The organism is Acinetobacter guillouiae CIP 63.46 (assembly GCF_000368145.1).
Taxonomy (GTDB): Bacteria; Pseudomonadota; Gammaproteobacteria; order Pseudomonadales; family Moraxellaceae; genus Acinetobacter; species Acinetobacter guillouiae.
Map to the genome: position 1 here is coordinate 1748823 of NZ_KB849283.1, position 20870 is coordinate 1769692.

A 20870-nucleotide genomic window follows, 5' to 3' on the forward strand; every position below is an offset into this window, starting at 1 on the left:
CGCATAACTTAAATGTAAGACTTTAACTTTTATCACTTTAAAAACAACATTCACTATTTTGGTTTATCAAATGCTTGAAACCCAATTCTCTCTCAGCGATTACCTATCAACCGTACAGGAAGTCATTCGTCTGTCTTTTGATGAGCCTGTTTGGGTAAAAGCTGAGATACGTAACCTGAGTATCAAGGGTGGACACTACTATCTTGAATTAGCTGAAAAGGAAGAGGATACAGATAAAGTCATTGCAAGCTGCAAAGCAACAATTTGGAAATTCACCGCCGTAAAAATTGTGCTCAAGTTTGAGCGTGAAAGTGGCATTGAACTTTCAAAAGACTTAAATGTTCTCATTAAAATAAAAGCCCGTTTTGATCCTCAGTACGGGTTTTCCGTCAACATTGAAGACATCGACTCTAGCTTTACATTGGGTGACATTGCCAAACGCTACCAACAGATTATTGCCCGCCTAAGTACTGAGGGCTTGGTGAATCTGAATAAGTCACTTCCTGCTCCTTTTGATATTGAAAATGTTCTGGTGATTGCACCAGAAAATGCTGCTGGTCTGGGTGACTTCAGGAAAGATGCTAATGCTCTAAATAAAGCTGGTGTTTGCCATTTTGTTTACCATACGGCCACTTTTCAGGGTAATACTGCTGCAAATAGTATTATGGACTCCTTAAGCTTAGGGCTACGCCAGTGGGCCAAGGATTATGTTGTTCCACCTGACCTTATTGTAATTATTCGGGGTGGTGGTGCCGTAAATGATTTAGCCTATTTAAATGACTATTATCTTGCTGCCCTACTCTGCAAACGAAAAGTGCCAATTTGGGTGGGCATTGGTCATGAAAAGGATCGAACCATTCTGGATGAAATCGCCCATCGTTCTTTCGATACGCCAAGTAAAGTAATTGCGGGTATTCGGAATATCATTTTAGAACGGTCACAAGACGTGATGGATTATCTGCAAACTATCAAGCTACTGTCTCAACATCAAATAACAGCATATCAAGGCCAGAATGACCAGTTGATGAATACCATCAAGACTCATGCCCAGAATCAGATCAATACAGCTAATAGAAATCTTGATTTGGTTAAGTCAACAACACAATATTTTGCCCAGCAGCAAATTAAAATTGCCTCCACACAGATTGAATCCTTAATGCGTGAGACCCTATTACAGAATCCTAGGAATGTGCTTGCCAAGGGCTATGCTATTGTACGGAATCAAAACAAGGCTATCCGATCTGTACAACAGGTCAGTTCAACTGTTTCAATTGAGATGCAAGATGGCTATATTCATGCCAGTGTAAGTGAGGTGACAAATCATGAGTAAAAATGAATTAAGCTTTAAAAATGGCTATGAACTGCTGAAGAAGAATGCTGCCCTACTGGAATCACAGGAAGAGCCAGACATCGACAACCTGATGAAGATTGTTGAAGAATCCATGACAGCTTACAAAGCATGTAAATCTAGAGTTGATGCAGTACAACAAGCATTGAATGAAACTTTTAAAGAAAACTAACCTTCATTGTTATGATTCAAATATCCCAACTTACTACAGAACAATTACCTCATGCACTCATGCTAGCCATGCGGCATAAAACTACTCCCACTATTGATTGGGAGCTATGTGGCAATATTCTCGAACATGAAAAGATTAGTTTAGTATTCTTTGGAACACATTGGGTTGCAATGGAAATTAATCCGTTTGGTAACCATACTAAAGCAACTCAGAAATCTGTTTCTGCATTAGATGCAGTTATCAAATGTTATATACAGATTAAACTTGGTGACGTTATAGATCTAAAAATTAATAAATAGGTTACTTGTCAACCAAACCGCTCTTTTAAAATCTTTTCACAAAAAAATAAATCATTATTTTGCAATTAAAAATAGTAAAAAACCAACACCATTCCTAATGAACGATGTTGGTTTTTTACTTACAGACTAATCTATTAAATATATGAGGATAGTTAGCCTATTTCTTTGGCTTAATATTAGTAATGACTTGATTTCCACCTTCTGCTTTTAATTCAAAATCAACTTTTTGTCCTACTGCAAGCCCATTTAACAACTGAGGATCAGCAACCTTAAAACCCATTGTCATTGCCGGCCAATTAATCGCTGCAATTGCTTCATGGCTTATTGTCAATATGCTTCCTTTAGTATCAATTGCAGTAATCACGCCAACAGCTTGGACCATTTCTGCTTTCTCATGAGACATATGTTCCATTGGTGCAGCAGAAGTCTTTTGCTCTGCCGCTTCATTTTTACTGCATGCAGTCAATGTTGTCATAGTAGCAACTAGGATCATAACTATTCTTAATTTAAACATGATAAATAACCTCTTTAGACTAAATAAGAAAGCTATCAATTCTTTGATAGCTTTCTTCGGATTAACAGCTGATATGCAGCTGGAATAACAAACATTGATAAAAGTGGAGCTGAAATCATGCCCCCAACCATCGGTAAAGCAATACGGCTCATCAATTCAGAACCTGTCCCTGTTCCCCAAAGAATAGGAAGTAGCCCGACTAAAATTACAGCTACAGTCATCGCTTTTGGGCGAACACGTAGAACAGCCCCTGTACGAAGTGCGTCATTGAGCTGTTGTTCAGTTAAGGATTTTTCAGAAGACTGCGTTTGTTGTATGGCTTGCTTTAAATAAAACAACATGACCACACCAAACTCTGCGGCAACACCCGCAAGTGCAATAAAGCCTACTGCTATGGCAATTGAAAAGTTATAGCCACTGAAATACATTGCCCAAATACCACCGATTAAAGCGAATGGTAGAGTCAGCATAATCAGAGCGGCATCTTGTACTTGTCTAAAAATCAAATAGAGCAATAGAAAAATGATCATCAAAGTGATTGGTATCACCACCTTTAGACGAGCATTTGCTCTTTCCATAAACTCAAATTGACCTGAATAACTAATACTCATACCCGCAGAGCGTTTCACTTGTTCATCAATAGATCGTTTCAAATCCTGAACTACAGAAGCTAAATCACGCTCTTGTACATCAACATAGACCCAACCACTTGGGCGAGCATTCTCACTTTTTAGCATTGGGGGGCCATCAGTGATTTGAATATTGGCAATGCTACTCAAAACAATTTGCTGACCTGATTCAGTCAGAATTGGTAGATTCCTTAAGGCTTCAAGTGAATCTCGGATTTCTCGTGGATAACGTACATTAATAGGATACCTAGCTAATCCCTCAACAGTTTCCCCAATATTCTCCCCACCAATTGCTGATGACACAATTTGCTGTACATCATTGATATTAAGACCATAACGTGCAGCTTGCTTTCGATTAATATCGATATCAACATATCGCCCACCTGTGAGTCGTTCAGCTAAAGCTGAGCTAACACCGGGTATCTTTTTGGCAACCTGTTCAATTTGTTGTGCGACCCGATCAATATCTTGCAAATCATTTGCTGAAATCTTAATCCCGATTGGGCTTTTAACCCCAGTTGCCAACATATCAATTCGGTTACGAATAGGTGGCACCCAGATATTTGTTAAACCCGGTACTTGAACCGCTTTATCCAGTTCTTTTACTAACTTGTCGGGTGTCATACCTGAACGCCATTCAGATCGCGGTTTAAACTGAATCGTGGTTTCAAACATTTCTAAAGGTGCTGGATCTGTAGCTGACTCTGCTCGCCCAGCTTTACCAAATGCCGTGGCAACCTCTGGAACAGTTTTAATCATTCGATCAGTCTGTTGAAGTAACTCAGAAGCTTTTGCTGCGGACAATCCCGGTAAAGCCGAAGGCATATACAGTAAATCACCTTCATCCATATTGGGCAGGAACTCTCCACCTAAGCGAGTTAAAGGGAAAAGACTGAGAAGAAAAATGAATGATGCACCAAATAAAGTTGTCTTTGGATAAGCTAAGACCTTATCCAACATCGGACGGTATATTTTGATTAGAAAACGGTTTAATGGATTGCATTGTTCAGAGGGTAACTTCCCTCGAATCCAGTACCCCATCAAAATTGGAATCAGTGTAATTGATAACCCTGCGGCAGCGGCCATGGCATAAGTTTTAGTAAATGCCAATGGAGAAAACAGTCGTCCTTCTTGTGCTTGTAAAGTAAAAATAGGAATAAAGGATAAAGTAATGATGAGTAAACAGAAAAATAAAGCAGGTCCAACCTCACTAGCAGAATGCGTAATGATGTCCCAACGCTCTTGTGTTTTTAAAACTTGATCAGGATGTTCATGTTGCCAAGCTTCGATATGCTTATGTGCGTTTTCGACCATAACCACAGCGGCATCGACCATAGCGCCAATTGCAATGGCAATACCACCCAATGACATGATATTGGCATTTAGTCCCTGATAATACATCAATAAAAAAGCTGACAAGATTCCCAAGGGCAAAGAAACAATCGCAACCATTGCTGAACGTAAATGCCAGAGGAATAATCCACAAACCAAAGCCACCACAATAAATTCTTCAATCAATTTATGGCTTAAATTTTCTACAGCCCGATCAATCAATTGACTGCGATCATATACTGGAACAACTTGCACGCCTTTCGGTAGACTCTGTTGTAATTCGGCAAGTTTTTCTTTTACAGCAGTAATGGTTTCACGTGCATTTTTACCAGCACGTAAAATCACAACACCTCCAACGGTTTCTCCTTGTCCATTAAGTTCAGTAATTCCACGACGCATTTCAGGTCCGAGTTGAATCGTTGCAACCTCTCCAAGAGTGATTGGGATGCCTAAACCGTTCGTACGTAATGGGATCTGCCGAAAATCTTCTAATGTTTTTAAATAACCAGAAGCTCTTACCATATATTCAGTTTCAGCCATTTCTAGGACTGAACCGCCAGTTTCCTGATTTGCCTTTTGAATTGCCTCAATGATACTTCGTTGAGTTATACCGAATGCTGCCATCTTGGTAGGGTCTAAAACAATTTGATACTGCTTAACCATTCCCCCAATTGTGGCAACCTCAGCCACATTCGGTACTGTCTTTAGTTCATACTTCAAAAACCAGTCTTGTATGCTTCGCAGTTGTGAGAGATCATGTTGCCCTGTTGGATCAACCAAAGCATATTCGTAAATCCAACCAACACCTGTAGCATCTGGTCCTAATGAAGATTTTGCATTTGTAGGCATTCGCCCTTGTATTTGATTCAGATATTCCAACACGCGAGAACGTGCCCAGTAAAGATCAGTATGTTCATCAAAAATGATATAAACAAACGAATCACCAAAAAAAGAATAGCCCCGAACAGCTTTAACACCGGGCACTGATAACATGGTCGTTGTTAAAGGATACGTCACCTGATTTTCAACAATTTGTGGTGCTTGACCGGGAAAATTAGTTCGCACAATAACTTGTACATCAGACAGATCTGGCAAAGCATCAACCGGAGTATTTTTGACAGCCCAAGTTCCCCAAACGGCAAGAACTACAGCAGCTAATAAGACAAATACTCGATTTGCAATTGAAAAACGAATAATACGGGTGATCATGATGGTTCTCCCGTTTAGTTCTTCATAGATGTCATAGACATCTTGGAAATGTCAGAAATCACATAAGCATCCCCAACATGTGTAAAGCGGAAACTGACCTGATCTCCTTGCTGAATTTGGGTAAATGGTTGTACTGGTTGTTTAAAGCCCATGGTCATAGCCCCCCAACCCAACTCAGCAATTGCCTGATGTGAAATGGTAATGTCTTGAGCTGTAACTTTTTCCACTTTACCAATGCCTTGGTATATTGATGCCTTAGTTACTTGAGATGAAGTAATCGATTGTCCAGTGTTTAACTTATCCAGTACACCCTGTAAATTGGCCTCAGAATCAATTATGAATTGTCCCGAAACCACTACTTTCTGACCAGCGTTCAAACCCTGTAGAATTGCTATTTTATTTCCATCACTCTGCCCTAACTGTACAACAACAGGTTCAAAACGCCCTTGTTCATGTGCCACAATGACGATATTACGAGTACCGGTACGTATAACAGCTTGCTCTGGCACAACTAAACTGCTTTGAGGATTGTTGGAGAATTTGACAGAAGCAAACATTCCTGGCTTGAGTTGTCCCTCTCTATTGGGTAACTCAATACGAACTTTTATGGTTCTGCTTGTGGTATCTAGTGTTGGTAAAATATCAATGACTTTACCAGACACTTTTTGAGGATATGCAGCAAAAGTTGCTTCGACTTTAGCACCTCGTTTTATTCCAGCAATTTGCGTTTCAGGCACTGCTGCTTCTAACCAAATTGGATTAATTCCTTTAATTGAAGCAAGTGTTTGCCCCATAGTTAAAGTCATTCCACTATGAACTTCTAATGAGTCAATGAATCCACTTATAGGAGCACTCAAAGTCATATTAGATTGTACTTGATGTGTTTGTTCGACTTGATGGATCACATTTGGTGGGATTCCCAGAAGCCGTAGGCGTTGTCGACTTGCTTGAATAAGAGAACGGTCTCCTATTTTAAGTACTGCCAAAAACTCGGTCTGCTCCCCAGTCCATTCTGGTATTGAAATATCAGCAATCGGGCTCCCTTGAGTCACTATATCTCCGACTGCATGACCATAGACACGCTGAACAAAACCACTTGCCCGTGTTTGCAGAATCGCTATCTGTCGTTCATTCGCTTGTAATATGCCATTGGTTAACAAAGTATTACCCATTACAACTTGTTCGACTGTGGCATAACGAATGGCTAGATTTTGTTGAAGAGATGGATCAATCTTTACTCCTGCACTTTCAGTCATTCCAGAAGTACTTTCATCCGCATATTTAGGGACTAACTGCATATCCATAAAAGGAGATTTCCCCGGCTTATCAAAATGCTGTTCTGGTTTCATTGGATCGTACCAGTACAATACTTTAGCGGTTGCTTGATCACTTACAGTTTGCTTTTTATCATTTTGATGAGCGTACCAATATCCAGCACCACTACCAATTCCTAAGCTACCCACAATCAAGCCAGTCATTACGAATGCTAATTTATTTTTTAACATTATCGTGACTCCTCAGCATGGTTTAAGGTCGGTTCTACAAAAGAAAAATAGAGCTGGGCTTTGATAATTGCTTGCTGTTGTTGTAAATCGATGAGGCGTAATCGCTGATTTAGTAATGCTTGTCGTGTCTCAATGACATCTGACAAATTGGCTTTACCAGCCTGATAACTTGCTAGCTGTAAATTTACTTTTTGTTTAGTCAAAGGAAGTGTACTTTGAACTGTACGTTGGATTTGTTGATCAAGGGCTTTTAAGTCCGATAGCCCCTCATCTAACATGGTGAGATGCTCGCGGTATTTTATCTCCTGATCTACTGTAATCCTGTTTTGTTCCGCTAAAATGGCTTGAACCAATGAACTACTACGTTTTTTTGAAAATACTGGTAGTTCTGTTGTCAGTTGCACACCAATCATATCTCCAAATTCAGGAGCACGGTGCTGATAGGCAAACTCGATACTCCAATCTGATTTTTGTAGGGCTTGAGCTTGCTTAAGTTTGGCTTCAGCAGTTTGCCTTTCTGCTTGAAATGCTTTCAATTCAGGATGTTGATGCAGATGATGATATAAACGTGATGTATCAAAATTAATTACAGGTTCTTGGCTAGGCAAACTTTCTATTTCAGTTGTACGACTAGAATCCTCACTGATTAATCGGTGTAATTCTAGCTTTGCTTTATTTAAATCTCGAAGTAAATCATCTTTTTGATCAAGTAAAACCGTTTTATCCAGCTTAGGGGAAATCGCATTAGTAACCATAGTCCGACCAGATGTAACCTGTGTCTGCGTAATCTGGGATAACAATCCATTTTCTGAAAGAAGGTCATCATATAAGGCCAGTTTACGCTCAAGATAAAAACGCTTAAGCCATACCGATGCTACTTTTTGACGTAACTCAATACGAAGAATTTCTGTCTGAGCATTAGCTGAACCCAATTCAGCTTTTGCTAATTCTATTTCGGCCAATCTTTTGGCACGATTTGGAAAATCTTGCATGATGCCAATCTTTTGCATCGTCATGCCTTCTTGTGTGACTGACCATGCGGCATCGCCAGACACGGGGTAATTATCTAAGCCAACAAACAGTTTAGGATTGGGTAAGATACCGGAAGCTGAAACCATATTCTCAGCGCCTTCAATCTGAGCACTATTGGCCCTTAGAGTAGGTGCATATTGCTCAGCAAGCTTCAACGCTGTATCCAAAGTCAATGGCTGGGCATAAGCATGACCATAACTCAAGAAAAAACAGATCGTTGCAATTGAGCATCCACCCCATTTTAGGGACAGCTTTTCTTTATTAAAGTTCATATTTTTAGCTCTAAAATGATGTACACGCGCACGTGCAGAACATCCATAGAAAACTCTATGAATGATGATTAGTCATCAAATTAATTAGAGCGTGGGGGTTTCCATAAATTGGAAGGATCAGATGAGGTGAAATTTTGATTTAATGGAGAAAAAGTAGACTGTTCCACAGGGGAAGAAACCATAGATTGCAAAACACCTAGTGCTGTAGATGTATATGCAATTTTAGAAAATGACATAATACAATCTTGCTTAGACATACATGATGGATCATGTAATTGCTTCTTAATCTTTACTTCAGCTTTCATACAATCCATGTGCATAGTACTTGCTTTTTCATGATCTTCAGAATTCATCATTTGCATCGATTGCATATCTTGAGATGACATTAAACATGGACTATGTACAGATGCAGCTGCTGCTGCCGATCCTACGATAAGGATAGCAAATGATAAAAACAGCGAAAGGCATGTTTTTAACCAGTGCATAATGTCATGACCAAAATTTAAGCTTTTTTAGTTTTACAGATTCTTAGTAAAATAACAATCCTATAATTAATTTAAATAATTACTTAAACAAGAGCATGGTTGTTGATATGAATCAACAACCATGCTCTAGATTAAAAACGACTCACAACTTGATAAGTTATGAAAGAGAATAAGTAGGCCAACGAGAAAAGATAGATGGCCATTATGGTTGGCTGTTTCCAACTCCCTGTTTCTCTTCTGATAGTTGCCAATGTTGCTAAACAATGTGGAGCAAAGATAAACCAAACCAATAGTGACATCCCTGTCGCTAGTCCCCATCCATCAGGACCCGATATTTGAGATAATAAGGTTTGGGTAACTGCATTCTCATCACCAGACATTGCATAGATTACCCCTAATGCAGCAATAATCACTTCACGAGCTGCCATGGCAGGAATCAAAGCAATACAAATTTCCCACGTAAATCCAATCGGAGCAAATATTGGATGGATTAGATGTCCTAACTGTCCAGCAATACTATAATTGATTGGTGGCATTGTTGGGTTATCAGGTGGTAATGGGAACGTTACCAAGAACCATAATAAAATAGAAAGTGCGACAATAATTCCACCAACTCTTTTTAAGAATATAGTCGCTCTATCATAAAGCCCCAAAGCTACATTTCGAACATCTGGAATACGGTATGTAGGTAATTCAAAAATGAAAATACTTTCAGTTTTATCTTTTCTTACTAATTTCAGGAATAAAGAAACCAATAAAGCGGATACGATTCCTGACATGTAAAGCCCGAACAGAACTAGACCTTGTAAACTGAGCCAACCATAAACCAACTTGTTTGGAATGAATGCAGCGATCAGCAAAGCATATACAGGTAATCGTGCAGAACACGTCATCAAAGGTGCAATCATAATCGTTGCCAAACGATCTCTTTCAGAACTGATACTCCGTGTTGCCATAATTCCTGGGATGGCACAGGCAAAGCTTGAAAGCAACGGAATAAATGAACGCCCACTTAAGCCTGCTTTAGACATCAGTTTATCCAACAAAAAGGCAGCTCTAGGTAAGTAACCCGATTCCTCTAAAACTAAAATAAAGAAAAATAAAATAAGAATTTGAGGCATATAGGCAAGCACACTACCTGCACCCGCAATCACACCGTCAACAATCAAACTTCTTAGAAGTTGGTGCGAAATTAAAGGCCCAACAGCCCCACTAAACCATGTAATCGAATTTTCAATAAATGCAATGAAGGGTTGTGCCCAAATGAAAACCGCCTGAAACATTACAAACATGGTAAAGGTCAATATTAATAATCCAAAAAATGGATGTAAGAATATTTTGTCTAAGAAAGCCGTTCGTTTATCACCATTATCATTCTTCAATATGACCTGTTTTGTAATATCTTTGATTTGGTCGAAATGATTTAGATCAGAATGATAAGGGGAAATAAACAAATTTTTTTGGTCTAACTGCGTTAATAAACCCTGAATCCCTTTTGTCTTTACAGCTATCGATTCAACAACAGGAATACCTAAGAGCTGAGATAATTTTGATGTGTCAATCGAGATACCACGTTTTCTAACCTCATCCATCATGTTAAGAACAAGTAACATTGGTCTGTTTAAAGCTCTGACTTCAAGTACAAGACTTAAATGAAGATGAAGATTCGTAGCATCCACAACACATACAAAAATATCAGGTATAACTTCACCTTTTAACTCGCCAAAACAGACTGCTCTAGTTACTTCTTCATCTAAACTACTTGGCTTTAAACTGTAAGTCCCAGGTAAATCCAGTACTCGTACAGTATCGCCAGAAGGTAATTTAAAAAAACCCTCTTTCCGTTCTACCGTTACCCCAGCATAATTAGCAACTTTTTGACGAGTCCCTGTGAGGGTGTTAAAAAGTGATGTTTTACCGCAATTGGGATTACCAACGAGTGCAATATTTTTAGTGTTCATTGGTAATCTCTACAAAAATTCGTTCTGCTTCATTTTTTCTTAATGCGAAACGTGAGGTTTCAATTTGAACCAATACGGGGTCACCACCAAAAAGCCCTTTTGCAAGTACTTGTAAGGATTCACCTACTCTAAAGCCCAGCAGTTCTAAACGCTCTAGAACAGGATCATTTTTATCTTGATACTGATCACCCTTTTTAAGATCAATGATTTTTACAATTTGGTCTTGCTTTACTTGAAATAAATTCATTGTCTGCACCTTATTTCAACGCCAAAATTTTTCTAGCGCCGTTAAGCACGAACAATGAAACGAGGATACCAATAATCAAATCAGGGTAAGCTGAGCTAGTCCATGTCACAAGTACACCGGCAAAAATGACTCCCATATTAACGATTACATCATTTGCGGTGAATATCCAACTTGCTTTCATATGGGCACCTCCATTTTTGTGGCCTGTCAGTAAATAGAGACAGGCAACATTTGCAATAAGTGCACAGAAAGCAATAATAATCATTATGCTAGATTCAGGCTCACTACCTAGAATAAAGCGCCTAATCACATCAACAATAACAACAAGAGCTAATGACAATTGAATCCAACCAGCGAAATGAGCTGCTTTTACTTGATACTTAGCTGCTTTTCCTACTACATAAAGTGCTATACCATAAACAGCAGCATCAGCAAACATATCAAGAGAGTCGGCAATAAGACCTGTAGATTCGGCAATAATGCCACTTATGAATTCAATAAAAAAAAGAACACCATTAATCGCTAATAATAATTTTAGTACTTTCGCCTGCTTAGTTGGATCAGGTGCTTCAGGCAATTCCCCCGTAGCTTTTACCGTTTCCACAAGCTTTGCACCAAAGCCAAGGGCTTCAAGTTTTGTGGTAATTTCATTAATCCCATTGGTATGGAAAACAACTAACTGTCTTTGCGCCAAATCAAAAGATAAACCTTTAACTTCATGCAAGGGAGAAAGTGCCATTCTTACCATTTGCTCTTCTGCCGAACAATCCATCTTCGGAATCAGAAAAGTACTAGCTTCTTGTGCTTGTTCTTTATTTTCATAAGCTTCAGTTTTATTTAATTTTGCCCCAAATCCAAGAGCTTCAAGTTTTGCAGTGATTTCATTACTTTCACCATTATGCAGAACTTTTAGGTTTCGGTTCGGCAAATCAAAAACCAAGCTCTTAACATCTACCAATGAAGATAAAGTCATCCGAACCATTTGTTCCTCTGCGGAACAATCCATTTTCGGGATGCTATAGTCACTGATGAAAGTCGCTGTATCTTCACTCCCCCTAATCTTTTCAGGTGAAGTTATCGAATCCGAACCACAGCATGAATTCGACTGCTTACTACAGCAGGAATCTTTTTCATCAGGGGTAGGTTCTTGCTGTACCTCATTATCGCAACAAGAACTTTTACTTTCTTCTGTAGCTAAATCTTTAATTTTACAAGAATCTGTTTTTGATTCATTTTGTTTTTGCTTAGTGTCTTCACAAGAACTTTCTTGATTACAACCGCAACCACTCATTGATGTGCCTATAGTCATATCTTCACGTATTGCATATTAAAATCCCTATAGCTACTATAGAGTCAATAGATCAGGTGACTTGAAATGAACTTAAAAATTGGTGAATTATCTCAGCTATCCGGTTGCCCTGTTGTTACAATACGGTTTTATGAAAAAGAAGCTTTATTACTAGCCCCTAATCGTTCGGAAGCTAATTATCGACTTTATAACAAAGACCACTTAGAGCGACTTCTATTTATTCTTAATTGCCGAACTTTGAATATGAGCTTGGACGAAATAAAAATTTTATTAGCATACAAAGACAAACCTTGTGGAAACTGTAGTTCTATTAACATCTTAGTTGATAAACATATTCATCAATTAGAGCAGAATATCCAAAAACAGATTCAGCTTAAGCAACAACTTTCTGATTTAAGAAGTAAATGCTCTGGTTTTTTGGAAATTAACTCTTGTAAAGTACTTGAAGGGTTATCCGTAAGTTTAAAATAATTAAGAATGAATAATGGAATATCACCATTATTCATTCTTAATAAAATATTTAGAAAACTAATTCAATACCTGCCCCGTATAACCACCCCTTTTCAGAATTTGTAGCTTCTTGAAAAGTTGTTAATTTCTGTCCTTTTTCATATTGATAAGCGACATCAACAAATGGTCTTATACGCTTATTAATCTCGTAACGAGTTTTTAGACCTGTCTTTAACTCAGACAAACCTGACTTTGTAGCAAAATCAGAATTATCATTAAACACAATATCTGCTGCAATATATGGCTGAGTAATTAGCTTTTGAGTGAGTAATAGATCTCGATCAAACTCAAAACTGGCTCCCCAAAAATTATTTTCACCACCATAAAGGTAAGCTTTTGTCTCAAAGAAATAAGGAGCAAGACCTAATAATCCAATAACGCCATCAATGCGATTACTATTACGGTTATTTTTGTCCTCACTATACCTTACCCCAGCTTGTACATCCCAAAATGCTGCAACATTTCTACTGTAAAGAGCTGATACATCATATTTAGGGTCATTACTCTCCGCTTTATTCATATTAGCTTCAACAAACATTCGATTTTCATCTGTTCCAATCAATGCCTCGAAACTCGAACCTAAGCTGCCCTTTCCATCTTTATCAACTATCCACTCATTGGAAAATTTAGTTGTTTGATAGATTTGCCCACCATGCTCGTTCAAATGTTTTTTATGATTTTGGCTAAAAGCTAAAGTTTCAAGTTCTTTGCTGTTTGAAGACTTTTGATCAGTATTACGTTCAACATAGCCTAATCCGCCTGATTCTCTTAAAAGCACATTCATACTTGACGTACTCTTATTTAAATTTTCAGTCGAATTATCATTCGCAAATGCCATACCTGCTAAACTAAATAAAGCAACAGATAAAATTGTTTTTGAATATAACTGTTTAGTGATGTGCATGTTGATTCACTCCCTCATGGCTAGTTTGAGGTTGGGCAACGATACTTTTCGTATCATCATTGCTATCTACACTTGCCACAATGAGTTTGTTCATCATTCCAGCGGCCATGTGATATAACAAATGGCAGTGGATAGCCCATTCACCTAATTCATCAGCAGTAAGTAAAGTTGTAACTGTTTTCCCCGGTGGCACAATGATGGTATGTTTATTCGGCATATTACTTGGATCTTGACCATTTTCAAGCTGCATAAACATACCGTGCAAGTGCATTGGGTGAGCCATCATACTGTCATTCACAAATTTCAAGCGTATACGTTCCCCGTATTTCACTTTGAATGGTTCTGTTTCATTAAACTTCTTACCATTAATTGTCCAAATATAGCGCTCCATGTTCCCACCAAGACGGATTTCCATTTCACGTTCAGGGGCACGAGTATCTGGTTGAGGCTTTAAAGATTGTAAGTCACTATATTGAAGTGCTTTTTGACCAACAGGTGTTGAAGCATTTGCCCAGCCATATACAACATCACCATTCTTTTCTTGTGTAGGTGCATTAGATGTAGTCATTTGCATGCCATGGTTCATACCTGACATAGATTGATCTTTTGAGCTGTCTGTCATAGACGACATATCGTGATCCATGCCTTTCATTGAAGACATATCTTGATCCATGCCTTTCATTGAAGACATGTCATGATCCATACCTTTCATCGAAGACATGTCATGATCCATACCTTTCATCGAAGACATGTCGTGATTCATGCCCTTCATTGAAGACATATCGTGATCCATGCCCGCCATAGACGACATATCATGCCCCATCCCCATATCTTCCATAGTTAATAAAGAACGAGGACGTGACTTCGGCATTTTGATTTGATTTATTGGAGGAGTATTTTCATCATGTAATGAACCAACTGAAAAGCCACTCCTATCAATTGATTCTGCTTCAATTTGATAATTTGATTGTTTGGGTTCTACAATAACATCATACGTTTCAGCCGTTCCTATTCTGAATTCATCAACAGGAACAGGTTTCACTGGCTGCCCATCTGCACTGACTACCGTCATTTTCAAGTTAGGGATTCTGACGTCAAAGAATGACATTGCTGAGGCATTAATGAACCGAAGACGTACTTTTTCACCCGTCTTAAAATTACCAATCCAATTTTGTTCTGGAGTCTTACCATTCATCAAAAAAGTATATTTTGTCACATCAGACATATCAGTCTTGAGCATTCGCATCTGGTTCCACATCGAACGGTCTTGCCATGTTGCTTTTAAACCATCTTTTTTAATTTTTTTAAAAACATCAAAAACAGTTTCACGACGGTTCTGATAATAGTCAGCTTCTTTCTTTAGATTATTCATGATTTTATCACTAGTTGAATCATGAAAATCTGAGAGCAATACAACATAATCCTTATCTGTTTTCTCAGCTACAGTTAAAGGTGTCCTATTTTTTGGGTAAATGACTAACGGACCATACAAGCCCTCTTGCTCTTGACCTTTACTATGCGAATGATACCAATAGGTACCATTTTGGCGTACCTTAAACTTATATTCATAGGTCTTACTAGGGGCAATACCATCAAACTGATTAAATCCGGGTACGCCATCCATGATGCCCGGTAAAATTAAACCATGCCAATGAATAGAAGAATCTTGTTTTTTTAGCTTGTTATGGACACGAATAATAGCATCATCACCTTCCTCAAATTCAAGAAGAGGTGCAACAAATTTCCCGTTGACCGTAATTCGTTTTAAAGGCTTACCTGTGATATTCACCGTTTGCTCAGCGATTGTTAAATCATATTCTTTAACCGCTGCCACAACCCAAGTTGATGAAAATAAACCTACTCCTATTAAAAGGACATGACTTAATTTTTTAGACATTTATTTCACCTATCTAATATAAAGATGGGGAGCTCAAGCAAACCAATTATTCGCTTTAATCTCCCCAATCTTTCATTTATCGTATTTGTTATTTATTTGATGTATTTGACATGTTCATCTTTGAGTGGTCCATGTTCATCATATTTGAATGATCCATATTACCCATTTTAGACTGATCCATATTCATCATCTTAGAGTGATCCATCTGAGACATATCAGCCATATTGCCATGCTCATGCTGACTATGATCCTGTTGGGTTTTCTCATCATTCTTCATATTACAAGGTTTTTGGCATTTCTCTGACATTTTTGAGTCCGCTTTAGTTTCAGTGACTACAGTGGTTCCCTGTTTAGCATCGGCTGCCCAAGACTGAGTTCCTGCAATTAAAGTTCCAATACACATAAGTGTAGTTAAGCTACGACGGAATAGAGTTTTCATGTTTTGCTCCAAAAATTAACTTTATGTAAATACCTTAAAGGCCTTCACTAAACATCTATGTGACATGAAAATGACATTTTTGTAATCTACAACGAATCACGTATTTATAACGTTATTATGTTCTTAATGAGTGATATGGGATTTTTATCAATGAGAATCTTACTAGTTGAAGATGAACAAAAAACCGGTGACTACCTTAAACAAGGTCTATCTGAAGCTGGGTATATAACGGATTGGGTAACGGATGGATTATCTGGTAAACATCAAGCGCTTTCCGAAGAATATGACCTCATCATTTTAGATGTGATGCTTCCAAAGCTAGATGGTTGGGATATCATTTATGATATCCGAAAAAGTGGCAAAACTATGCCTATTCTTTTTCTTTCAGCACGTGATCAAATTGAAGATCGTGTGAAAGGCTTGGATTTAGGTGCTGATGATTATCTAGTCAAGCCTTTTGCTTTTGCTGAGTTATTAGCACGAATTAAAAGCTTACTCCGACGGGGACAACAAAAAGAAGATAGTAACCTTATTACAATTGCTGATCTTGAACTTGATCTTCGTAAACGCCGCGTCACTCGCGCTGGGCAACGTATTGACTTAACAGCTAAAGAATTCGCGCTGATGGAATTATTTATGCGTAGACGTGGTGAGATATTACCTCGTACGCTCATTGCCTCTCAAATATGGGACATGAATTTTGATAGTGATACCAACGTTGTAGAAGTCGCTATCAAACGTTTGCGCAGTAAAATTGACAGTAATTTTAGCCCAAAGCTGATACAGAACATACGTGGAATGGGGTATGTTTTAGAGGTAGAAGATGACTCGTAAATTGTTTAATGCAATCAGCTTTCGTATAGCAATCATCTTTTCTCTTTCTACTGTTATCATCTTAATGATTATGGGGTTGGTTATTCACAAGCTCGTAATGCATCATTTTGAAGCTCAAGACCGAACTCAATTAGAAGGCAAAATTCAACTTATAGAGAATCTACTTGAACAGAACCCATCTAACTCTCAAGAACTAAATTTATATTTAAAAGATGCCTTAATTGGACATCACGATCTGATTGTTCAGATTGAACGTCCAACAGGTCAAGTTATTTTTAGCTCAGCACCATCAGTAATTCATCCCCAAGCACTCAACAAATCAAAACAAGATCCATGGCTTGAATGGAAAATTAAAAATAAGACTTATCGTGGCTTAATTTATAAAAAGACTTTTGATCATAATGACTCGTTTATATCAGCTCAGATTATTGTTGGAATCGATACCTCTGAGCATCTACATTTCTTAAATGACTTTAGACGTCAACTTTTATACATTGGATTTGTGGGTACAATTTGTTTAATGTTCTTAGGGTGGTTCGCAGCATGGCGAGGGCTACGTCCAGTACAACAAATGGCAAAAGTAGCAGAGGGTATCTCAGTCCAACATCTTTCTGAACGTTTAGAAGTCGAAAATACTCCAACCGAACTTAAATCACTGGCTGTCGCTTTTAATGATATGTTAGATCGGCTAGAAGCCGCAGTAGAAAAACTTTCAGATTTTTCATCTGATCTTGCTCATGAAATAAGAACACCTATTAACAATTTGATGACTCAAACTCAAGTATGTTTATCTCGTAGTCGAAATATTAATACTTATCAGGAAGTTCTATTTTCAAATTTAGAAGAGTTTGAGCATTTAGCTCGCATGGTCTCTGATATGCTATTTTTGGCAAAAGCAGAACATGGTCTACATTTACCTAACCTACAACAGGTTAATTTAGTTAAAGAAGTTTCAGCATTATTTGATTTTTATGATGCTATCGCTGCTGAAAAGGGAATGTCACTCGAACAGAGTGGTTCAGGTAGTATAAAAGGTGATCCTTTAATGCTACGCCGCGCTTTAAGTAATTTGTTATCGAATGCAATTAAATATGGCAAATCAGATTCGGTCATCAAAATCACATGCCAACAAAACTTTGATACAACAACATTCATCATTGAAAATGAAAGCTCCCCACTATCATCAGAACAACTTAATCGGTTATTCGATCGTTTTTATCGAACAGATGTATCTAGACAGAGAGTTGAAGAAGGTACTGGCCTTGGTTTAGCAATTACCAAATCTATTCTTGATGTGCATGGAGCTTCCATTCAAGCGACTTATAACGAGGGACATATTTCTTTTAAAATTATCTTTAAAAATTAGTGATATCTCGGTTATTAAGCACTCATTCTAATGATGCTTACCACTCATTAACTTACGCTAATGAGTGGTAAGTCGTGATTATTTTTGATGACGTAATCGTAAGGCATTACCAATTACCGATGCTGAGCTTAGGCTCATTGCTAATGCAGCAATCATAGGCGAGAGTAACCAGCCAGTAAATGGATACAGTACACCAGCAGCCAAAGGGATACCTAATCCATTATAGAGGAAAGCAAACATCAAGTTTTGTTTCATATTTTTAACAGTTGCCTCTGATAAAGAACGAGCAATTTCAATACCACGTAAGTCACCTTTTACTAATGTAACTTGGGCACTATTCATTGCTACATCAGTACCCGTGCCCATTGCGATTCCAATATCAGCTTGAGCCAAGGCTGGTGCATCATTAATTCCATCACCAGCCATAGCAACAATTCTCCCTTCTTTTTGCAATTTTGTGACCAAATCTAATTTATCAGCAGGTTTAACCTCACCATAAACCTCACTAATTCCTAACTTAGCCCCAACTGATTTTGCTGTAGTTAGCCCATCACCTGTTGCCATGATGATTCTTAAACCTGAGTCTTCCAACGATAAAAGGGCCTCTGGAGTGCTTGCTTTGATTGGATCTGAAACTGCCAGAAGACCTAGCAGTTTTCCATCGGCTGCCAAATACATAACACTGGCACCTTCAGCTCTTAATACCTCTGCTTGTGGAATAAGAGTGTTAACAGATATCCCTAATTGCTTCATCAGTGCCGTATTACCTAGAGCTAATTTTTGTCCGTTTATCTCTCCATTAACACCAATACCTGAACCTGATTCAAATGAAGTAGGTTTACTTAAAGTAAGATTTCGCTCACGGGCGGCACGTACAATTGCATTTGCTAAAGGATGCTCACTGCCCTGATCTAAACTCGCAGCTAAACGGAGGACTTCATTCTTTTCATATCCTGAAGTGGCTACTACTTTATTGAATGATGGTTGTCCTTCTGTCAAAGTTCCTGTTTTATCAATAATCAATGTATCAATTTTACGTAGATTCTCTATTGCGGCAGCGTCTCGAAAAAGTACTCCATTTGATGCACCTCGCCCTGTTGCTACCATAATTGACATTGGCGTAGCTAATCCCAAAGCACATGGGCATGCGATGATTAAAACAGCTACTGCATTGATTAATCCATAAACCCAACTAGGTTCAGGTCCGAATAGCCCCCACCCCAAAAAAGTTAGAACAGCAATACCTATAACCCCCATAACAAATCGTCCTGCAACATGATCCGCCATCCGCTGCATAGGTGCTTTTGAACGTTGAGCCTGAGCAACCATTTGCACGATTTGAGAAAGTACGGTTGATGATCCAACTTTTTCTGATCGCATCACCAATGAACCATTCATGTTCATTGTTGCACCAATGACTTGATCACCCACACGTTTTGTAACTGGCACAGGTTCACCAGTTAACATCGATTCATCTACAGAGCTTGAACCTTCTGTAATGACTCCATCAACAGGAACTTTTTCACCGGGGCGTATCCGTAATAAATCGCCTACGTGTACATGAGATAGTGGAATATCTTCTTCTATACCATCAACACTGATTTTTCTTGCTGTTTTAGGTGCTAGCCCAAGTAGGGATTTAATTGCCGCTGAAGTTTGGGAACGTGCTTTTAACTCTAGCACTTGACCTAACAATGTGAGAGAAATAATCGCTGCGGTCGCCTCAAAATACACAGCAACACGCCCCATAGATACAAATGAGTCTGGAAATACTTGAGGTACTATTGTTCCAACAAGGCTGTATATAAAAGCAGCTCCTGTACCAATTCCAATCAAGGTCCACATATTTGGACTCCGATTAAGGATTGACTGCCAACATCTCACAAAAAATGGCATTCCTGCCCACAAAACAATTGGTAAAGTCAGTACCAGTTCAATCCAGCTTTGCACCTGCATTTCGAACCAGTTCAATTGATGACCAAACATTGCTAAGAAAACTACAATAATGGTTAGCGGTAAGGTCCACCAAAATCTATGCTTAAAATTCTTGAGTTCTGGGTTTTTATCAGCGTCATCTAAGTCAGGAAGTAAAGGCTCTAACGACATACCACAGATCGGACAATTTCCCGCATGGTTCTGTCTAATTTCAGGATGCATTGGACAAGTGTATATCGTGAAGGTATTAACATGAGCAGGCTGATTAACTTCATTTGAATCCTCACCATCCCTCTTTTGTGGTTCTTTTAACGTAACTACATTCTCAACTTTAGTAATATAAAAATGAGGATCACTTTTAAACTTTATGTGGCATTTCTCACTACAAAAGTAAAAAGTTCTATTTTTAACTTCTTCATAAAACTTGGATGCTTCTGTAACTGTCATACCACAGACAGGGTCAGTAAGTCTGTTATTGAGTACTTTGTTTTCATGATGATGGTCCATAAAAGCCTCCTTCATATTTAATTTTTAAATTAATAATTTCATTAAGATGGAAATAGACTCCCTCTTATTAGTTTGTTTAGTGATCATTGTTTTCTTTAAAGCCAGTGTACCACTTGTGGTTTTTTAATTTTTAAAATGACAAAAATGTAATTTTGAAGTCATCG

At 38.2% G+C, this 20870-nt stretch carries 18 protein-coding genes; 6 read left to right on the forward strand and 12 right to left on the reverse strand.

Annotated elements, in window-relative coordinates; all coding sequences use genetic code 11:
• The first annotated feature begins 70 nt into the window (after positions 1-70).
• The 3 genes from xseA to F981_RS13205 all read left to right on the forward strand — a co-directional run bounded on the left by xseA (position 71) and on the right by F981_RS13205 (position 1819).
• Positions 71-1330 (forward strand): exodeoxyribonuclease VII large subunit, encoded by a 1260-nt coding sequence (gene xseA / locus F981_RS13195; RefSeq protein WP_004722311.1) that lies wholly within the window; start codon positions 71-73, stop codon positions 1328-1330.
• Positions 1323-1520, forward strand: a complete 198-nt coding sequence (gene xseB / locus F981_RS13200) for an exodeoxyribonuclease VII small subunit (RefSeq protein ID WP_004722313.1) — start codon at positions 1323-1325, stop codon at positions 1518-1520. Before xseA ends, xseB begins: the two co-directional genes overlap by 8 nt.
• Positions 1521-1588: 68 nt before the next feature.
• Complete coding sequence (locus F981_RS13205; RefSeq protein ID WP_228128985.1) at positions 1589-1819, forward strand: phage protein NinX family protein; 231 nt, start codon at positions 1589-1591, stop codon at positions 1817-1819.
• 157 nt (positions 1820-1976) lie between these two features.
• Here the strand turns inward: F981_RS13205 and F981_RS13210 are convergent, their stop codons facing one another.
• The 8 genes from F981_RS13210 to F981_RS13245 all read right to left on the reverse strand — a co-directional run bounded on the left by F981_RS13210 (position 1977) and on the right by F981_RS13245 (position 12296).
• A complete protein-coding gene (locus F981_RS13210) occupies positions 1977-2333 on the reverse strand; it encodes a copper-binding protein (RefSeq protein ID WP_004722317.1) in 357 nt (118 codons plus the stop codon).
• Positions 2334-2368: 35 nt separating this feature from the next.
• Entirely contained in the window at positions 2369-5503 is a 3135-nt protein-coding gene (locus F981_RS13215; RefSeq protein WP_004722318.1) for an efflux RND transporter permease subunit, read from the reverse strand.
• A 14-nt stretch (positions 5504-5517) separates the two neighbouring features.
• On the reverse strand, positions 5518-7008 hold the full coding sequence (locus F981_RS13220) for an efflux RND transporter periplasmic adaptor subunit (RefSeq protein ID WP_004722319.1): 1491 nt from the start codon (positions 7006-7008) through the stop codon (positions 5518-5520).
• Positions 7008-8312: a TolC family protein gene (locus F981_RS13225; RefSeq protein WP_004722321.1), complete on the reverse strand. Its 1305-nt coding sequence runs from the start codon at positions 8310-8312 to the stop codon at positions 7008-7010. The genes F981_RS13220 and F981_RS13225 overlap by 1 nt, the downstream gene beginning before the upstream one ends.
• A gap of 80 nt (positions 8313-8392) precedes the next feature.
• Positions 8393-8797 carry a hypothetical protein gene (locus F981_RS13230; protein WP_004722324.1) on the reverse strand — a complete coding sequence of 135 codons (405 nt, stop codon included), beginning with the start codon at positions 8795-8797 and terminating at the stop codon, positions 8393-8395.
• Positions 8798-8928: 131 nt separating this feature from the next.
• Complete coding sequence (feoB, locus tag F981_RS13235) at positions 8929-10758, reverse strand: ferrous iron transporter B (RefSeq protein WP_004722327.1); 1830 nt, start codon at positions 10756-10758, stop codon at positions 8929-8931.
• A complete protein-coding gene (locus F981_RS13240; RefSeq protein WP_004722330.1) occupies positions 10748-11005 on the reverse strand; it encodes a FeoA family protein in 258 nt (85 codons plus the stop codon). Before F981_RS13240 ends, feoB begins: the two co-directional genes overlap by 11 nt.
• A gap of 10 nt (positions 11006-11015) precedes the next feature.
• Complete coding sequence (locus F981_RS13245) at positions 11016-12296, reverse strand: cation efflux transmembrane domain-containing protein (RefSeq protein WP_004722331.1); 1281 nt, start codon at positions 12294-12296, stop codon at positions 11016-11018.
• Positions 12297-12380: 84 nt separating this feature from the next.
• Between F981_RS13245 and cadR the strand changes: the two genes are divergently transcribed.
• Positions 12381-12785, forward strand: coding sequence for a Cd(II)/Pb(II)-responsive transcriptional regulator (gene cadR / locus F981_RS13250; protein ID WP_004699715.1), 405 nt, complete (start codon positions 12381-12383; stop codon positions 12783-12785).
• A 49-nt stretch (positions 12786-12834) separates the two neighbouring features.
• On the opposite strand, the gene F981_RS13255 is transcribed toward cadR, so the two are convergent.
• From F981_RS13255 to F981_RS13265, 3 genes are all read right to left on the reverse strand, one after another.
• On the reverse strand, positions 12835-13728 hold the full coding sequence (locus F981_RS13255) for a copper resistance protein B (protein ID WP_004722333.1): 894 nt from the start codon (positions 13726-13728) through the stop codon (positions 12835-12837).
• Positions 13715-15625, reverse strand: a complete 1911-nt coding sequence (locus tag F981_RS13260) for a copper resistance system multicopper oxidase (RefSeq protein WP_004722335.1) — start codon at positions 15623-15625, stop codon at positions 13715-13717. The genes F981_RS13255 and F981_RS13260 overlap by 14 nt, the downstream gene beginning before the upstream one ends.
• 88 nt (positions 15626-15713) lie before the next feature.
• Positions 15714-16064: a hypothetical protein gene (locus tag F981_RS13265; RefSeq protein WP_002058521.1), complete on the reverse strand. Its 351-nt coding sequence runs from the start codon at positions 16062-16064 to the stop codon at positions 15714-15716.
• A 150-nt stretch (positions 16065-16214) separates the two neighbouring features.
• Here F981_RS13265 and F981_RS13270 point away from each other — a divergent pair, with 150 nt between their 5' ends.
• Both F981_RS13270 and F981_RS13275 read left to right on the forward strand, forming a co-directional pair.
• Positions 16215-16898, forward strand: a complete 684-nt coding sequence (locus F981_RS13270) for a heavy metal response regulator transcription factor (protein WP_004722337.1) — start codon at positions 16215-16217, stop codon at positions 16896-16898.
• A complete protein-coding gene (locus F981_RS13275) occupies positions 16888-18264 on the forward strand; it encodes a heavy metal sensor histidine kinase (RefSeq protein ID WP_004722338.1) in 1377 nt (458 codons plus the stop codon). Before F981_RS13270 ends, F981_RS13275 begins: the two co-directional genes overlap by 11 nt.
• Before the next feature lie 78 nt (positions 18265-18342).
• Here the strand turns inward: F981_RS13275 and F981_RS13280 are convergent, their stop codons facing one another.
• Positions 18343-20706: a heavy metal translocating P-type ATPase gene (locus tag F981_RS13280; protein WP_004722339.1), complete on the reverse strand. Its 2364-nt coding sequence runs from the start codon at positions 20704-20706 to the stop codon at positions 18343-18345.
• Positions 20707-20870: the final 164 nt, after the last annotated feature.

Excerpts from the sequence above, each read along its gene's own strand:
- xseA (WP_004722311.1), top strand. The coding sequence starts at position 71 with ATGCTTGAAACCCAATTCTCTCTCAGCGATTACCTATCAACCGTACAG.
- xseB (WP_004722313.1), top strand. The coding sequence starts at position 1,323 with ATGAGTAAAAATGAATTAAGCTTTAAAAATGGCTATGAACTGCTGAAG.
- F981_RS13205 (WP_228128985.1), top strand. The coding sequence starts at position 1,589 with ATGCGGCATAAAACTACTCCCACTATTGATTGGGAGCTATGTGGCAAT.
- F981_RS13210 (WP_004722317.1), bottom strand. The coding sequence starts at position 2,333 with ATGTTTAAATTAAGAATAGTTATGATCCTAGTTGCTACTATGACAACA.
- F981_RS13215 (WP_004722318.1), bottom strand. The coding sequence starts at position 5,503 with ATGATCACCCGTATTATTCGTTTTTCAATTGCAAATCGAGTATTTGTC.
- F981_RS13220 (WP_004722319.1), bottom strand. The coding sequence starts at position 7,008 with ATGTTAAAAAATAAATTAGCATTCGTAATGACTGGCTTGATTGTGGGT.
- F981_RS13225 (WP_004722321.1), bottom strand. The coding sequence starts at position 8,312 with ATGAACTTTAATAAAGAAAAGCTGTCCCTAAAATGGGGTGGATGCTCA.
- F981_RS13230 (WP_004722324.1), bottom strand. The coding sequence starts at position 8,797 with ATGCACTGGTTAAAAACATGCCTTTCGCTGTTTTTATCATTTGCTATC.
- feoB (WP_004722327.1), bottom strand. The coding sequence starts at position 10,758 with ATGAACACTAAAAATATTGCACTCGTTGGTAATCCCAATTGCGGTAAA.
- F981_RS13240 (WP_004722330.1), bottom strand. The coding sequence starts at position 11,005 with ATGAATTTATTTCAAGTAAAGCAAGACCAAATTGTAAAAATCATTGAT.
- F981_RS13245 (WP_004722331.1), bottom strand. The coding sequence starts at position 12,296 with ATGAGTGGTTGCGGTTGTAATCAAGAAAGTTCTTGTGAAGACACTAAG.
- cadR (WP_004699715.1), top strand. The coding sequence starts at position 12,381 with ATGAACTTAAAAATTGGTGAATTATCTCAGCTATCCGGTTGCCCTGTT.
- F981_RS13255 (WP_004722333.1), bottom strand. The coding sequence starts at position 13,728 with ATGCACATCACTAAACAGTTATATTCAAAAACAATTTTATCTGTTGCT.
- F981_RS13260 (WP_004722335.1), bottom strand. The coding sequence starts at position 15,625 with ATGTCTAAAAAATTAAGTCATGTCCTTTTAATAGGAGTAGGTTTATTT.
- F981_RS13265 (WP_002058521.1), bottom strand. The coding sequence starts at position 16,064 with ATGAAAACTCTATTCCGTCGTAGCTTAACTACACTTATGTGTATTGGA.
- F981_RS13270 (WP_004722337.1), top strand. The coding sequence starts at position 16,215 with ATGAGAATCTTACTAGTTGAAGATGAACAAAAAACCGGTGACTACCTT.
- F981_RS13275 (WP_004722338.1), top strand. The coding sequence starts at position 16,888 with ATGACTCGTAAATTGTTTAATGCAATCAGCTTTCGTATAGCAATCATC.
- F981_RS13280 (WP_004722339.1), bottom strand. The coding sequence starts at position 20,706 with ATGGACCATCATCATGAAAACAAAGTACTCAATAACAGACTTACTGAC.